This is a genomic window from Paracoccus aerius (assembly GCF_014656455.1).
GTDB classification, from domain to species: domain Bacteria; phylum Pseudomonadota; class Alphaproteobacteria; order Rhodobacterales; family Rhodobacteraceae; genus Paracoccus; species Paracoccus aerius.
This window is the reverse complement of the sequence record NZ_BNCL01000009.1, coordinates 1-13,066: the sequence shown is the minus strand read 5'-3', so window position 1 is coordinate 13,066 and position 13,066 is coordinate 1. Positions and strand designations below refer to the sequence as shown.

The following is a 13,066-nucleotide window of genomic DNA, read 5'->3' as shown; positions in this document are numbered from 1 at the left end:
ACACCGGCGCCATGCCTCCCATAGAGCCTTGTTTGCGGCCAGAGCCGCCAGCCGCATTTCGCTTCCGGCTGGATAGTGCCAGTAAGCATTGTCCCCAAACCGCTTGCGATAATTCCGCCGCGCCTTGCTATAGGTGGCCCGCATTTCTTTCGGTGCCATGGTCCAATGCTTCCCGCATATCCAGTCGGAGAAGCCTTCTCGATTATGGCGGGTCCGCTTGCAGGCGGGGATGGAACAAGTGAGGCGAGGCGTCATCGCTGATCCCCAATCCATGCCACCAGCACGTGTGAGTAACCGAGCATGAGCGCGGCCACATATTCATGACGCCCATCGACGATGACGAACTGCACGCCGTCCCAGTGCCCAATGGGGCAAGGCCAAGGCTGGCCCGGCGCGGCCGCCATGCGGCGCTGCATGGCACGTTCCACATCTCCGACGGCCATGCGGTCACGGCAAGCGAGGCGCACCCGGTCAATGGGCACGTAGTCGCTGTGCACCTTCCGCCCCGCCGGCACGACCATGCCCCGATCCTCTGCGATCTTCAGCGTCGGGATCATGCTTCGCCCCTCCGCCTCTTCTCGTTCTGGATGGCGTGGCGAACGGTGCTGCCATCCTTGCCCAAAGCCCGGCTAATTTGGTTCGGGCTTAGACCTGAGCGTTCAGCAATGTAGCAGACGAGTTCGCGCACCCGACAAGTGGCCGGGGTTTGGTCGCGGCCCATGACTGCCTCCAAGCGCGTATCCGTGTACTCGCAGACCTCGCGGGCAATCCGACGAACAGTGCCGCGCGCTGGGTTGAGGTTATCAGCGGCAAGCTTGTCCGCATCGGTCATGAACGACATCGCCTGCGGCTTCATGCCGTCACCAGCAGCTTGCGATCGCCGTGCTCCTGATAATCCTTCTTCATCAGCAGAAGGCTGTGTGCCATCTCGTCGCGGCTGTCATAGGCGAGATCACCGGGATCGAAATGCTCTGCGTCGATGATCTGCTGGTGCTGGCGGATCGCGTCGCTCAACGAGGGTGCATGCTCTTCGCACATCCAGCAGCCATCGGCGCTGTAATGGCATGTATCACCTTCGCGGATGGCAGCATTGCAGCACTCGCAGTGCCCAAGAACCTCAGCCATCTTCCTGACCCTCCTCAATGAACCGCCAGCGCGGCAGTTGGCAGCGCAGGACGGCGGAACCGCGGAAAGCGATGGGCTGGCGATCCTTGATGATCTGATCCCCATCCTTGCTGCGTCGCGTCCACAGGACCGCACCGCCGATCAGACGATCCGCATGGACCAGTTCGCAGAAGGTCGCGAAGTCGGGCAGTTCGGTCTCGATCATCGAGAACGGCGCCCTCTTGTGATCGCTTTCCGGTTCGAACCACACCTGGACGATGCAGCCGGTATTGATGCGGTCAGCCATTGGCCGTCTCCAATTGATCAATGTTAGATTTTCTGACGGTGAAGGTGACGGCGCACACCCACGGGTTGGCGTCCCAGCCGAAGCCTCGATCTGCGTTCAGGCTGTCCCACAGGGCGGCAAAAGCATCATGGGGATGGGGGCCACCAGCATCGGTGCCGCGCACGCTCCAGAGAGGCAGAGGCACGCGGGTATCAACGACATTATTGCGGACAACGCCTTCGGCTCGAGCATCGAGATTTGTCATCTCATGCAGGCGCTGCACCTGCACATCGGTCACGATCAACGTCAGGCGGCTGGCCCAGCGGGGCATGAACATGCTGGGGCGAAGCCTTCCGAAAGCCCAAAGTGGATTGCGGTTTTCCGGGTCAGCCTCGAACGTCACCTTGGACGGATCGGCGGCAAGGTGACGGGGAGCAAGGCAGTCATTGGTGTGCAGCGTGCGCCAAGCTTCCCGCACCCATAGGCGGTCGCCGGGGGCATAAGGAAGGCGGAAGGTTGGCCCAGGCATCATGCCGCCAAGGCGCGCAGGAACCGGAACCATCACCAAATCAGGGGAAGGCTTACCCCCCTGAAAAGGATGCAGGACGCTATCGTATGGCTTGATCACCCGCCGCGTCTGCGTCTTGCGGCCGTCGAGGATCGCGCGGACCATCGGGCCGCCAAACAGGATGGGCCGATCAGCCATTGGCAGCTTCCTTCTTTGCGAGACGGGCCCGGCGGGCCTGCGCACGAGCCGCAAAGGCGGCCTCGTGCCGGGCAATGACATCGGACCTGAAGGCTTCTGCCTTTGCCTCGGCAGCCTCGGCCGATGCGCCGGTGAACAGCAGAGGATAGGTGTCGTAGGGATGGAAGCGGGCGACGTAGCGCCCGCTTGCTGCGCCGATGCCTTGGAACATATGCAGTTCCGCAGCCCTGATCGGGTGCTGCTCGGAGGTCCGCTCGGCGCTCATGCGGACCTCCGGCGCTTTTTTGCGGAAGCAGCCTTCTCTTCGGTGGCGTCGCCTTCCAGGAAGTCGAACAGGCTGGGCGTCGCGACATCGCGCGCCGCGGCTTCGACGTACTTAACCCCGTCCAGCCAATAGCCCTTGTTCAGTTCGACACCGATGCCCTTCCGGCCAAGCTTCACAGCCCGGAACGGCACCGTCATCAGCCCGCCGAAGGGGTCGTACACCGTCTCGCCCGGCTCGGTGTACTGCGCGATTGCCCGGTCCACGATGTCGAACTGAAGCGGGCAGAGATGCATTTCCTGCCCCTTGCGCGCCTGCTCAGCATTGATGGTCCGCATGCGCGCCACATCGGTCCAGACATCAGGATGCAGGTTGTGGGGCGGTAGAAGCATGAAGGTCGGCGGCAGGCGGCCGGACATTTCCAGATGCTCGCCGATCCGAACGTGATGCTCGAAGTCATAGACCTGGGACAGGTTGTGCGCCTTCCAGACTTTGTAGACCCGGTCCGCATCCAGCCCGTCCAGATCGCCCGGCAGAAGGGGACGGTCGCCGCTCGATCGCATGTAGCCATGCGCGTCGATCTGCCATCTGGCTCGGCTGTAGCCCTCCGGGTTCCGCCAGTCCTTGCCTTCAGGATCCCATTCCTTCTTGGCCTTCTTCACCGGCCGGTCGGCATAGCCGTTGCTGCGATCGGATGGCGGGCGGCGGAAGATCAGCAGGTATTCCGGTACGCCGCAGCCCATGCGGCTGCCGTCCTTGCATTGCTCCGACCAGCCTAGGCGATAGGTCTGGTTGTTCTCGCGCACGACATCGGTCGTGATGGTCTTCATGCCGAGGTAGGCGAAGCCATGGCGCTGGAACTCGCGGACGCAATCCATGTGCAAGGTCGAGAGGGTCTGAAACCCGAAGCCGTTGATGCCGCCGGGGATGATCCGGTCTTTGACGTGGATTGCGGCGATCCGGCCCGGCTCAAGTACGCGCAGCAGCTCGGGTATCAGGAAGCCCATCTGCCGCCAGAAATGCGGATCGTCGTCGGTGTGGCCGAAGTCCGCATAGTTCGGGCTGTATTCGTATTGCGTGCTGAACGGGATCGAGGTGACGATCATCTGCACCGATCTTTCATCCATGCGCCGCGTCTCGTCCACGCAATCGTTGTGGACGATCCGATAGCTCGGGCTCGATGCTTCGACCCGCTCCACGCCCAGGGCGCGGACAAGCGCCTGCTGCATGGCGATCTCGCTGAGACCGTATTCCTTGATGATGTCGATCATCTTCTGAACCATCTCGTTGTGTTGCCGCCACTTGCGCTCGAGGTTCTGACGGATCGGCCGCTCAGCCTCCGTGTAGATCAGGTCGAGCCGCACGCTCTCGGCCTGTTGGCCGAAGCGGCATGTGCGGTGGACGGCTTGGATGAAGTCGTTGAACTTGTGCCCGATGCCGAGAAAGACGGACCAAGCGCAGTGCTTCTGCAGGTTGGTACCGGACCCGAGCATCACGGGCTTGGCGCCCAGTTCCTGAACCGCGCCGTCGGCAAAGTCGCTGATCAGCGTCTCACGCTCGTCGAGGTCCTGATTGCCGTAGACGGTTGCACAGGCCGGAATGGCCTTCTCGATCGCATGCCGCTCGGCTTCGAGATCGTGCCAGATGATCCGGTGCGCGGCCGGGTTTTCGGCACGCAACTCCAGCAGCTTTGCGATCCGGTCCTGCAGGCTGTCGCGTTTTTCGCGCGCGGCGGCCGAGAGGTCGACAGTGGCATCCCGGAACATGCGCTGCTGGCCGCTGCGTTCTTGCCCGGCGCCCGCCAGATGATCCACCGGCAGTTCGTGCCAGCGGATATCAAGCGGCGGCAGGTCATAGCCCTCGTCCGAGAATGCAGCGTCCAGATCGGAGGGCTTGGTGACGAACAGCGCCCATGACGCGACCCATAGCCAGAACTCGCGTTCCTTGTGCTGCATCAGGGTCAGCTGATCGGCCTTCTCGCTGTTGCGCTTGAAGAACCGGGTCTTGGCCTGGCCGATATCCATCACATCGAGGAAGCCGGCATAGGACAGCAACTCGATATAGTCGTTCGGGCTAGGCGTGGCGGTGGCGACAAAGCGGTAAGGGACGCCATCGGTCTTGATCCGGTTCGACTGGTCGCGCCGGTCGTCGCCTGCGAACAGCGCCATGAACTCGCGGAAGGTCTTGGTGCCGCCGAAGCCGCGAAGGATCGCGGCCTCGTCCAGGCTGACGCCGATGAAGGGGTCGGGCCGGACCTTGCCCTCACGCACTGATTCATAGTTCGTCAGATAGACACCTGGCCCATCAACCTGGTCCGTATCCCGGATGAACTTCAGATCGATCGCGAACGATCCCCTGAACCGCTCCTGCGCCTCCCGGATGAATTCGCGCCGGACCCCGAGAGGCGCGGTGATCAGCGTCGGCTTGCCCGTTGTCTCCGTCAGGACGCGCATCGTCTCCAGTTGCGTCGCGGTCTTGTGCAAACCGAAGGATGCGAACCAAGCTCTTCTGCCGCCGTTCAGGCCCCACTGCACCATCCGGCGGGTGTGCGGCTTCAGGGCCGGGTTCAAGTCACGCTCGTCCACCTGAAGGCCGCCGAACTTGGGGGCGATGGCGGCCTTGGCCTTCAGGAAGGCGTCATAGGACCGTTCGGTCATGACCGCCTCCATGCGGTGAGAGCGACAAGGCCGGTCAGCAGCAACAGGGCACTGCTTGCCTCAATCGACACCGGTGCGGGTTGCGGATTGGCCGGCGGCACCTCGATGCATTGGCACGGATAGTCCGGGCCAGGTGTCCATGGGTCGGGCCACCTGGGCTGGATCGGGTGCCAATGGCCAGCAATGTGCATTTTTTGCACATTGCCCTGAGCCATTTCTGCTGCAGTCAGGCGCGGCAGGATCGACGGCAGATCGGCTACGATGCCGTAGGGATTGATGGGCAACCCCGTCATCTTGGCGGACGGGACCTTGCCATTCATCGGCGTGTCCGCGTCAGGCGCGACCAGCCACATCGGGCAGTCCATGCGCGGACCGATGAAATCGGCCGGCTGCCAAGCGGGGCGAAAACCGAGGCCTACCAGATCAATGATGGGCGCGGTGTCGGGGTCATAGGGGAGGACAAAGCGCATCATGTCTGCGCCTCCTGGCGGTCCACAGCCCATGGCCTCCATCCTTCATCGTGGGGGAGGTTGATCTTGGATGCGGTGGCGCGCCGGATGTTGCGCCAGCATGTCCAGAAGCGGAATGGATGCAGGTTGGGCGTCTCGGCCTCGTCTTGCCAGAAGACCACGTTACATTCGCACCTTTTCCAGCCGCAGCGGTAGGGCGGCAGGATGGCGGGCGGGTGCAGGATGTCGAAGATGGAAAGCTGCTGGATCATGGCTTGTCCCTCCCCAACCGGATTTCGCGCTCGACGATCTGGACGAGGCGGTCGGCGATCGCGTCACGGTCCTGGGCTTTCCACCGGGTCCGGTGCAGCACGCGCTCAAGGATGAGCACCGCATCTGCTTCGAACCGGGCGCGCTGGATGTCAGTCACAGATATCCGGGCCGCATCGTTCGTCTGAAGGCTTTGCGGCAGATAGCCGGAAGAACGTTTTGAAGATGGATGCCGCATCAATGGACCCACCCTCTTCTGACATCGTCGCCTTCTTCGATGCTGCGGACAGCCTCGACCGACAGGGCTGCAATGGCACCGGCGCGGCACATGGCGAGCGTCTGGTCGCGCTCGACCGTGACGCAAACCACGGTGCCGCCGCGCAGGTGAGCGCGGGCGGCAACACATTCATCGCCGGTCAGTCTGCGCCAAAGCTGGCTGATGTCTCTGGTATCGGGGGTGATATCGACCGGGGGGATCATGACATCACCGGAACAGTTCGTCGTCCTTGCGGATCGACCAGAGCAGGCCGAAGATCGCGCAATCGACGATGGTGAAGACGGTCAAAAGGGTCTGGATCAACCAGTGCCAACCGATAGCAAAACTGGCGAGTGTTGCTGCAATCAGGATGGCTGCGACGCAGAACCATGGAGTCCAGGGAGATGCATGGTCTGGTAAGGGTCGGCGCGTCATAAGGGTATTCCTCTGACAGTTCGGCGCAGACAGACGCAGACCATCGCGTGGAATGGCCGGGGCAGTCTGGCGATAATGATGTCGGGGTTTCGCGCAGGCAGATGATCTGCTCCGGCGCTTTGGGTTTTCAGGCTTAGAACAGGCCCTGCATCACGGCAGTGCATTCTGACCGGTATGCTTCGCAGGCCTTTGGACGTCCGGCGCGGGCGAGATTGGTCCAGTTGAAGATCGCAAGGTAGATGACGATCAGCAGCAGGATGACCATGAGGACGGCGATAAAGACGTCACCCACGATCCTCATTACAGGACAACCTCAAAAAGGATCGCCAGAACGACAATGACGACAAGCGTCACGCGAACGGCAAACCAGCGGTCGACGTCGGGGGTTCTGTCGGGATCGGTGTCCATTGTCCGTCTCCAAGCAACTACTACATTGGATAGGAAATAGTCCTATTTATAGCTGCGGTCAATGCTAAATTAGGATCATTCCCTATTTTTGCATTCGTTTAATACGACGGTCATTTCGCAGCGGGGCGACATCAATGACACGATGCCTGTATCAAGGAGGCTCTTGATTGCCTGCCGACGACGGCGGATGCGGTCCAGAACGACAACCCTCCGACCCCCCCGAAGGTACAGAACGCGCACCAGGTGGCTCGCGCCGGTAAGATACTGCTGCTCGCGCAGGTTCATCGTGCCTTCCCCTTCCTTTTCTTCTCGGCTTCACGGCGGACAAAATCGTCCGCGGCATAGAAGGCGAAGGCGTCCAGGACCTTCACCGTGTCCTTCAGGAATTCGATCTCTTCCTCGGTGATCCACACCGCCGCCGCGCCACATCCTTGGATCGGCTGGTTCCATTTCTGGATGATGTGGCGCAGTCCCCAAGCCCGATCTGGCAGAGACATGGCCTTCTTCTTTGGCGCGTCATTCATCGCGCACCCCGTCCGCAATCAGACCCTGTGCGATTAGACCCAGCGCCCGGTCGCGTATCCGATAGGCATGGCTCCGGGATATGCGGCGTTGCTTCAGCATGGTGTCGAAGCCCTTGCCGCCCCGCTTCCCTGTTGCATGGTGCAGCCACAAGCTGAGGGTCTTGGCCAAGCCGGGATGACCGGCATTCACGAGGTAGACTGCCTGCCACGACAGGGCCGCCATGAGAAAGTCTGCCCGTGCAGGATCTACCGGCACCCGCATCGGCCTCTCTTCCTCAGTCTCATCTCCTGCCACCTCCGGCAGCCCCCATCCCTCCTCAAGGTGGTCTTCCAGCGTCGGCTTGTAGACCGGCATCGATCCGCGAATAGCCGCCGGCCCAATCGGCCCTGCATATTGGCGGGCCCAGGTCACAGCCTCGACAAGGACAGCCCGGACGCGCTTCGTTGTCCAATCCGTTTCGCGAGACATCAGAAATCCTCCGGATCGAAGGGTAGATTCGCGCGGGGGGTGTCATCCGGCGGAGGCATGTCGTCCTCCTTCTTCCGAGACCGGCCGCGCGGTTTGGCGTCGTCGCCCAGGCCCGGCGCTAATTCGAAGCCCTTGACCTTCTTGCCCGTCAGCCAGGTCCAGTCATCCTTGGTGTCGATGATGCCCTTCTGGTAAAGGAAGTCGCGGGATCGCTTGACGTTCTGGCGCAGGTTGTTCTGGCGGCGCGCGGCGGCCTGTTCCTCGCTCTCGTCCTCTTTGACGTCCTCAGGATCATCCAGGCTGACGGCCTTGATCTTCTCCCATAGGTCGCGCTTCTCGATCGCATGATGGCCGCGCGACAGTCCGCATTCGAGCGGGGCCAGTATGCCCTTCTCCTTGATCCCGTCGTAGATCGCGCGCAGCAGGAAGGCATTGAAGCCGCCCAAGGCGACCCCGGACGGATCGTCCGGCTGGGTCTCGTATTTCTGGGGCGCGGCAACGATGCACGACGTCACCGGGTCGCCGTCCTCATCCCGGCCGATCTCGACCGAGGGCAGGACGAACTTGGCACTGACCCCGTCCTCGCCATCCTTCTGCTTGGATACAATCCACTCGCGCAGCTGGCGGCCTTCCTTGTCGCTGCTGTCCAGAACCTTGCGCACGGTGACCACGTTCTCGACGTTCCCGAAGAGGCTGGTGTGCCCGCGCGCCTTTGTGCCGCCGGCATTCAGATGGTGGACCAGCATGACATGGGCGCCGGTGGCCTTCCGCACGCGCTCACAACGCGCCAAGACCATACCCATGTCCTTGCCGTCGTTCTCGTTAGCCCCTGGGGTGGCCTTGTTGAAGGTGTCGATGACGATCAGCTCGAGCGGGGCAGATAGGCGCTTCTTCCAGTGCTGGCATTCGGCAATGAATTCCTCGACCTGGTCGTCGCTGTTGTAGAAATCGACCGGGTTCTGCAGCAGAACGAAGGGGACATCTTCGCGCGCACAGTCGTGGTGTCTTCGGTATGCGGGCAATCTCTTACGTCTTACGCCCGTCGCGCTCTCGCCTGCCTGGTAGATGACACCGCCGCGCAGGACGCGGCGGCCGAACCATTCGACGCCCCGAGCGATGGACAGCGCCATGTCGATGCAGAGGAAGCTCTTGCCGCTCTGGCTCTCGCCCAGCAGGAAGGAAATCTCGTTGCGGGTCAGGATGCCCTTGATCAACCATTCATGGGACGGACCAGGCTCGTCCAACTGCCCCCAGCCGACGGCGCCAAACATCGATTTGAAAGGTGCGGCCTCGAAGAGGCGGGCATCTCGATCGACGGCATCATAGAGATCGTCGACATCGTGCCCGGGAAGCCAGTCGTCGATGCCTCCTTTGTCCGGCAGGCCCGGCAACTCGAGGATGCGGACACGCTGGGCAACACCTTCCAGCTTCCGGCCCACAAGATCGGCATGACTGCGGCCGGCATCGTCATTGTCGGGCAGCACGATAAGATCGGCGTTAGCAAGATAGGCGGAAAGATCGTCCGCCCATTTCCCTGCCCCGCCATGGTTGCACGTTGCAGGCACGCCATTGGCGCGCAGCATGTCGACCTTCTTCTCACCCTCGACCACAAAGATCGGCCGCCCTGCTTCCACATCTTCCAGCAGCTCGGGCAGACGATAGGGCAGCGGCTCGATGCCCTTTACGGTATAGCTCCAGCCGTTCTGCTTGCTGGCATCGGGACGCCGCTGCACGAAGGTCTTGGCATGACCTTTCGGATTGACTGCAGGATCTACAGACCAGTCATAGCGGCAGACCTGATACCTGAGCTTGCCGTCCTGATCCTTGTAGTCGAAGGTCGCGGTTAGCCGTGCGTCAGTCGCCTCTGCCGGGATGCGGTTGGGCAACCAGTTTCCCGCGGGATCGAGGCGTGAACCGCTCGAAGGAGCGCCTGAGCCGGACCCACCGCGGGGCGGAGCAGGATCGTCCTCGACATAGTATCCATGATCCCGAAGCCACTGGACCGCTGCACCACCAGCCATTGGTGTGCCGGTCCGCTTCTCGATGAACCACAGAACGCCGCCGCCTTCGTTCTCCTGATGGTCGAAAAACACCCCCTTCTCGAGGTCGACGCTGATCGAGCCCTGCTTTCCGAAGCGGAGCTCTTTCGGCGATGATAGGTGCTTGTTCTCTTCGCCCAGCAGTTCACGGGCTACAGCGGCCGCGTGTTCGCTGAATTTGTCACTGTCGCCAGACACGGTCTGCCTCGGATGTTCGTCGGTCGGCTGTCAGCCGGGCGCATCGCGCGCCCGGCCCGCTCATCGTGCGTTGCGCAGAAGCGGCATCGATTGCCGTTCGGTGATGGAGCAGGCGTAAATCCACCCGGCGATCGCATCCGCCTCGTTGTCGTCCTTGGGGTCAAATCCCTTCAGCCTCATGGCGGCCATGACAGCCTTCTTGGGCTCTTCTGGTCGGCCGCTGCCGAGAACATGCTTGCGGATCGTCACGGCGCTGGCTTCGTACACAGGATGCGCGGTCGCGTTGGCCACAGCCTCGGCAACTGCGCAAAGCCCGATGAGCCGACGTTTGGTTTTCCAGTTGGTAACACCCGCCCGGTCCATGCCAGGACCAACCGGAGCCTCGAAAACGAGGCGCAGATAGCGCTTTGCTGTCAGACGATCACCTAGCCAGCGCAGAAGACCGCCGAAGGCATCATCATCTAAGCCACCGCTCTTGCACAGCCGCAGCGTGCCGCTCTCGGGTCGCTCACCGGGTATGCCTTCGCACCACCCGGTCGTCGTCGCGATGTCGAGAAAGAGTATTGGATGCCGGCCCGTCATTTCGACAGATCGTCCGGCGAAAACAGAAGCTCCCCGGACTGGGAGCGCAGTTCATACGAGGGATAGGTGACCTGCAGGATGAGCTGCTTGCTGAGGATGCAGTCATTGGACTGACGGACCCGCCGCACACCGTCGCCGTCTGGGCGGGTGTCATATCTGGTCCCGAGGATGAAGTCTTCGTCGACCAATGCATCCATGAAGTCGTCAATCGTCGGCTCGGTCGTCTCGAAGACAAAAACGGCCTCGCCCTCTTCGCCATTGTTTCTTGTGCGGATCGTCACCTGGAAGAACGAGGTGTTATCGTCCTGATCATCACGCGCCTGCGTCGCCATAATCGTCTCCGTTCGGTCTGTCTGATGGGGGGCTGGAAGGACTGCTGCCAAGTCCTTCCAGCGGGAGGCGAAGGGTTCGTGGGAGGACCTTCGCCGACTCACGCCCCGGTCAGGGAGGAGGAGGACCGGGCGCGCGAGAAACTCAGTGGGCAGGCACGCCTTCGGCCGCACCTTCGATCATCTTGTTGAGGGAGGTCACATTGCTGCCCTTGCCGGGTTGTCCGGCATCAATGTCGGCAATGATCTTCCGCATGACCTTGGTGTGGTCCTGGAACATGTCCGAGGTGTCGAAGAATCCCAGCGCGTGAAAATAGGCCACGCACGCGCCAGCGATCGCCGCGGCTTCCGAGGGCTCCTTGCGAGCCAGACGCGACGTGAAGGTCAGCGCCGTCTTGTCGAAGTTGTGTTCGTCGATGGCGGCCTTCGTGGCCGCCCCGGCTTCGCCGTTCATCTCGGTGGCTTTCGCCTTTGCCCGGTTGATGTTCTCGACAGACTTTTTGAGTTGCTTCGGATCGAAGCTGGTGTCGGGCGCATCCTTCAGCTGCTTGGCCATCGGATCATCCTCTGCTGGGCTGGGCCAGTCTGAACTTCTCCGCAGCGTCTGCAGCGGCTGACGGTTCAATCTGGGCGGGTTCAGGACGCGGCACGTCATCGGGCCACGGGAGGTGGTCAGGCCAAATGGCCGACATGCGTGAGACAACCCGGTCGTAGGTTCCGACACGGAAGTCATTGCTCCGATAATCACCTACCCAATTCGGGTCGTTTTTCACAATCTTACCAAGAAATGACGGCGGCATTCCCGCGTCAGAAAGCACTGCCGTCAGCCGATCCAAGCGGCCGACAACTTCGTCACGTAGCGATGGAGAGAAGTGCTGCATTCGGACGGTGTAATAGGAAATAGTCCTATTTGCAAGAGTCCGCGTAGCACCCACAACGCAGATATTGGAAATAATCCTAACCTAGGTATATATACCCACACCTAAAGAGGGCTTTCAGGCCCCACGGCAGAACGACGAACGACGACAAATCAGGGGATCAAGGATGAAAAATCCTATGCGCGCTCGCATTCGCGAGCGCCTCAAAGCAACGGGCAAAACCCAGAAGGAAGCTTCGTTGCACATCGGCATGAATGACGCCTACGTGAATAACTTCCTTAACGGAGAAAAAGGCGGATACGGGTCGCAAAGCTTCAAGTTCGAACTCCTGCCAAAGCTTGCGGAGTTCCTGGAATGTGATCCCAGGTACCTGACCGGCGAAGCCCTCAAGCCAGATGGAACAGGCAATGAGATGATCGAGACGCGGCGTGTCATTGCATCGAAGGGCATAGCGAAGAGGGATATGGACCAGCCGATATCGATCCATGCCGACGATCGCTTTCCGGCCGAACTGCAGGAAGCTTTCCTGGTCATGGGTGATGACTGGAAACAGTACGGTATCAACGATGGCTCGATCATCATCGCCCGCAAGGCAGAACCGGCCGAGGGCGACATCGTGGTATACCAAAACAGCGACGATGGCGCGGGTATCACCAAGTTCCCAATCGAGGTAAAGGCGACACAGGGGGAAGGTCGCGTCGAAGAACCTTCCCAGGATGACTCTCCGTCGAGCGCAAAGCTGGATGTCATCGGGATCGTAACCATGGAACTGCGGATGTTCTAAAACGAGGTTTGTGGCAGGGGGTTGGCCCATGAGGGGCCAACCCCTTCCGAACCTGTTGCCTTAAACATCCTTGCCCAACCCTCTAAGGAAGATCTTAACTACTCCGCGCGTGTGTTCTTTAGACTCCGGGCACGCGCGTACACGCAGGAAAGGCGAACCTTCCAGTTGAGTTACTATCGCGTTGGATGATCTTGCGATCCTCGAACGACGCGCGGTCGAAAATAGGATTAAATCACATTTCTATTGCCAAGCCGTCCCGATAGGATTATTTCCTATGGCGGCGCGGCTTAAAAATCCCCGCGTCTGAACGAACGACGACGAGGATTTCCATGCCTAATGACGACAGAATGTTGATTTCCACCCAGAACTGAGCCGGATAGGCGCGTAATTTCCACTGAGAATTGAGCCATGTGAACCTTTCCCCAAAGCG

At 61.0% G+C, this 13,066-nt stretch carries 21 protein-coding genes; 1 reads left to right on the top strand and 20 read right to left on the bottom strand.

What is annotated here, in order from left to right; genetic code table 11:
- Positions 1 to 251 precede the first annotated feature (251 nt).
- From IE224_RS11630 to IE224_RS11535, 20 genes are all read right to left on the bottom strand, one after another.
- Entirely contained in the window at positions 252 to 557 is a 306-nt protein-coding gene (locus tag IE224_RS11630) for a hypothetical protein (RefSeq protein ID WP_191310575.1), read from the bottom strand.
- Positions 554 to 856: a helix-turn-helix domain-containing protein gene (locus IE224_RS11625; RefSeq protein WP_191310573.1), complete on the bottom strand. Its 303-nt coding sequence runs from the start codon at positions 854 to 856 to the stop codon at positions 554 to 556. Before IE224_RS11625 ends, IE224_RS11630 begins: the two co-directional genes overlap by 4 nt.
- Positions 853 to 1,125 carry a hypothetical protein gene (locus IE224_RS11620; RefSeq protein WP_191310571.1) on the bottom strand — a complete coding sequence of 91 codons (273 nt, stop codon included), beginning with the start codon at positions 1,123 to 1,125 and terminating at the stop codon, positions 853 to 855. Before IE224_RS11620 ends, IE224_RS11625 begins: the two co-directional genes overlap by 4 nt.
- Positions 1,118 to 1,411 (bottom strand): hypothetical protein, encoded by a 294-nt coding sequence (locus tag IE224_RS11615; protein WP_191310569.1) that lies wholly within the window; start codon positions 1,409 to 1,411, stop codon positions 1,118 to 1,120. The genes IE224_RS11620 and IE224_RS11615 overlap by 8 nt, the downstream gene beginning before the upstream one ends.
- A complete protein-coding gene (locus tag IE224_RS11610; RefSeq protein WP_191310567.1) occupies positions 1,404 to 2,096 on the bottom strand; it encodes a hypothetical protein in 693 nt (230 codons plus the stop codon). The genes IE224_RS11615 and IE224_RS11610 overlap by 8 nt, the downstream gene beginning before the upstream one ends.
- Entirely contained in the window at positions 2,089 to 2,361 is a 273-nt protein-coding gene (locus IE224_RS11605; RefSeq protein WP_191310565.1) for a hypothetical protein, read from the bottom strand. Before IE224_RS11605 ends, IE224_RS11610 begins: the two co-directional genes overlap by 8 nt.
- Positions 2,358 to 5,015 carry a DNA methyltransferase gene (locus IE224_RS11600; protein WP_191310563.1) on the bottom strand — a complete coding sequence of 886 codons (2,658 nt, stop codon included), beginning with the start codon at positions 5,013 to 5,015 and terminating at the stop codon, positions 2,358 to 2,360. The genes IE224_RS11605 and IE224_RS11600 overlap by 4 nt, the downstream gene beginning before the upstream one ends.
- A complete protein-coding gene (locus tag IE224_RS11595) occupies positions 5,012 to 5,488 on the bottom strand; it encodes a hypothetical protein (protein ID WP_191310561.1) in 477 nt (158 codons plus the stop codon). Before IE224_RS11595 ends, IE224_RS11600 begins: the two co-directional genes overlap by 4 nt.
- Positions 5,485 to 5,736, bottom strand: a complete 252-nt coding sequence (locus IE224_RS11590; RefSeq protein ID WP_191310559.1) for a hypothetical protein — start codon at positions 5,734 to 5,736, stop codon at positions 5,485 to 5,487. Before IE224_RS11590 ends, IE224_RS11595 begins: the two co-directional genes overlap by 4 nt.
- Positions 5,733 to 5,975 (bottom strand): hypothetical protein, encoded by a 243-nt coding sequence (locus IE224_RS11585; protein ID WP_191310557.1) that lies wholly within the window; start codon positions 5,973 to 5,975, stop codon positions 5,733 to 5,735. Before IE224_RS11585 ends, IE224_RS11590 begins: the two co-directional genes overlap by 4 nt.
- Positions 5,972 to 6,214, bottom strand: coding sequence for a hypothetical protein (locus tag IE224_RS11580; RefSeq protein WP_191310556.1), 243 nt, complete (start codon positions 6,212 to 6,214; stop codon positions 5,972 to 5,974). The genes IE224_RS11585 and IE224_RS11580 overlap by 4 nt, the downstream gene beginning before the upstream one ends.
- Before the next feature lie 4 nt (positions 6,215 to 6,218).
- A complete protein-coding gene (locus tag IE224_RS11575; protein ID WP_191310554.1) occupies positions 6,219 to 6,425 on the bottom strand; it encodes a hypothetical protein in 207 nt (68 codons plus the stop codon).
- Between the two features lie 133 nt (positions 6,426 to 6,558).
- Positions 6,559 to 6,717: a hypothetical protein gene (locus tag IE224_RS11570; RefSeq protein ID WP_191310552.1), complete on the bottom strand. Its 159-nt coding sequence runs from the start codon at positions 6,715 to 6,717 to the stop codon at positions 6,559 to 6,561.
- Between the two features lie 191 nt (positions 6,718 to 6,908).
- Positions 6,909 to 7,118, bottom strand: a complete 210-nt coding sequence (locus IE224_RS11565) for a hypothetical protein (RefSeq protein ID WP_191310550.1) — start codon at positions 7,116 to 7,118, stop codon at positions 6,909 to 6,911.
- Positions 7,115 to 7,330, bottom strand: a complete 216-nt coding sequence (locus IE224_RS11560) for a hypothetical protein (protein WP_191310548.1) — start codon at positions 7,328 to 7,330, stop codon at positions 7,115 to 7,117. The genes IE224_RS11565 and IE224_RS11560 overlap by 4 nt, the downstream gene beginning before the upstream one ends.
- A 19-nt stretch (positions 7,331 to 7,349) precedes the next feature.
- Entirely contained in the window at positions 7,350 to 7,826 is a 477-nt protein-coding gene (locus IE224_RS11555) for a hypothetical protein (RefSeq protein ID WP_191310547.1), read from the bottom strand.
- Positions 7,826 to 10,063, bottom strand: a complete 2,238-nt coding sequence (locus IE224_RS11550; RefSeq protein ID WP_191310545.1) for an AAA family ATPase — start codon at positions 10,061 to 10,063, stop codon at positions 7,826 to 7,828. The genes IE224_RS11555 and IE224_RS11550 overlap by 1 nt, the downstream gene beginning before the upstream one ends.
- Positions 10,064 to 10,123: 60 nt before the next feature.
- The gene (locus tag IE224_RS11545; protein WP_191310544.1) at positions 10,124 to 10,645 is read right to left on the bottom strand and encodes a RuvC family protein; all 522 of its coding nucleotides are present in this window, start codon (positions 10,643 to 10,645) and stop codon (positions 10,124 to 10,126) included.
- Positions 10,642 to 10,977, bottom strand: coding sequence for a hypothetical protein (locus IE224_RS11540; RefSeq protein WP_191310542.1), 336 nt, complete (start codon positions 10,975 to 10,977; stop codon positions 10,642 to 10,644). The genes IE224_RS11545 and IE224_RS11540 overlap by 4 nt, the downstream gene beginning before the upstream one ends.
- Before the next feature lie 142 nt (positions 10,978 to 11,119).
- Positions 11,120 to 11,530 (bottom strand): hypothetical protein, encoded by a 411-nt coding sequence (locus tag IE224_RS11535; RefSeq protein ID WP_191310540.1) that lies wholly within the window; start codon positions 11,528 to 11,530, stop codon positions 11,120 to 11,122.
- 488 nt (positions 11,531 to 12,018) lie between these two features.
- On the opposite strand from IE224_RS11535, the gene IE224_RS11530 reads away from it, so the two are divergent.
- On the top strand, positions 12,019 to 12,636 hold the full coding sequence (locus tag IE224_RS11530) for a helix-turn-helix domain-containing protein (protein ID WP_191310538.1): 618 nt from the start codon (positions 12,019 to 12,021) through the stop codon (positions 12,634 to 12,636).
- Positions 12,637 to 13,066: the final 430 nt, after the last annotated feature.

Bases quoted from the DNA above. Each gene is read 5' to 3' on its own strand.
- IE224_RS11545 (WP_191310544.1), bottom strand. From the start codon at position 10,645: ATGACGGGCCGGCATCCAATACTCTTTCTCGACATCGCGACGACGACC.
- IE224_RS11530 (WP_191310538.1), top strand. From the start codon at position 12,019: ATGAAAAATCCTATGCGCGCTCGCATTCGCGAGCGCCTCAAAGCAACG.
- IE224_RS11560 (WP_191310548.1), bottom strand. From the start codon at position 7,330: ATGTCTCTGCCAGATCGGGCTTGGGGACTGCGCCACATCATCCAGAAA.
- IE224_RS11610 (WP_191310567.1), bottom strand. From the start codon at position 2,096: ATGGCTGATCGGCCCATCCTGTTTGGCGGCCCGATGGTCCGCGCGATC.
- IE224_RS11540 (WP_191310542.1), bottom strand. From the start codon at position 10,977: ATGGCGACGCAGGCGCGTGATGATCAGGACGATAACACCTCGTTCTTC.
- IE224_RS11630 (WP_191310575.1), bottom strand. From the start codon at position 557: ATGATCCCGACGCTGAAGATCGCAGAGGATCGGGGCATGGTCGTGCCG.
- IE224_RS11580 (WP_191310556.1), bottom strand. From the start codon at position 6,214: ATGATCCCCCCGGTCGATATCACCCCCGATACCAGAGACATCAGCCAG.
- IE224_RS11600 (WP_191310563.1), bottom strand. From the start codon at position 5,015: ATGACCGAACGGTCCTATGACGCCTTCCTGAAGGCCAAGGCCGCCATC.
- IE224_RS11620 (WP_191310571.1), bottom strand. From the start codon at position 1,125: ATGGCTGAGGTTCTTGGGCACTGCGAGTGCTGCAATGCTGCCATCCGC.
- IE224_RS11595 (WP_191310561.1), bottom strand. From the start codon at position 5,488: ATGATGCGCTTTGTCCTCCCCTATGACCCCGACACCGCGCCCATCATT.
- IE224_RS11575 (WP_191310554.1), bottom strand. From the start codon at position 6,425: ATGACGCGCCGACCCTTACCAGACCATGCATCTCCCTGGACTCCATGG.
- IE224_RS11555 (WP_191310547.1), bottom strand. From the start codon at position 7,826: ATGTCTCGCGAAACGGATTGGACAACGAAGCGCGTCCGGGCTGTCCTT.
- IE224_RS11535 (WP_191310540.1), bottom strand. From the start codon at position 11,530: ATGGCCAAGCAGCTGAAGGATGCGCCCGACACCAGCTTCGATCCGAAG.
- IE224_RS11615 (WP_191310569.1), bottom strand. From the start codon at position 1,411: ATGGCTGACCGCATCAATACCGGCTGCATCGTCCAGGTGTGGTTCGAA.
- IE224_RS11625 (WP_191310573.1), bottom strand. From the start codon at position 856: ATGAAGCCGCAGGCGATGTCGTTCATGACCGATGCGGACAAGCTTGCC.
- IE224_RS11565 (WP_191310550.1), bottom strand. From the start codon at position 7,118: ATGAACCTGCGCGAGCAGCAGTATCTTACCGGCGCGAGCCACCTGGTG.
- IE224_RS11590 (WP_191310559.1), bottom strand. From the start codon at position 5,736: ATGATCCAGCAGCTTTCCATCTTCGACATCCTGCACCCGCCCGCCATC.
- IE224_RS11605 (WP_191310565.1), bottom strand. From the start codon at position 2,361: ATGAGCGCCGAGCGGACCTCCGAGCAGCACCCGATCAGGGCTGCGGAA.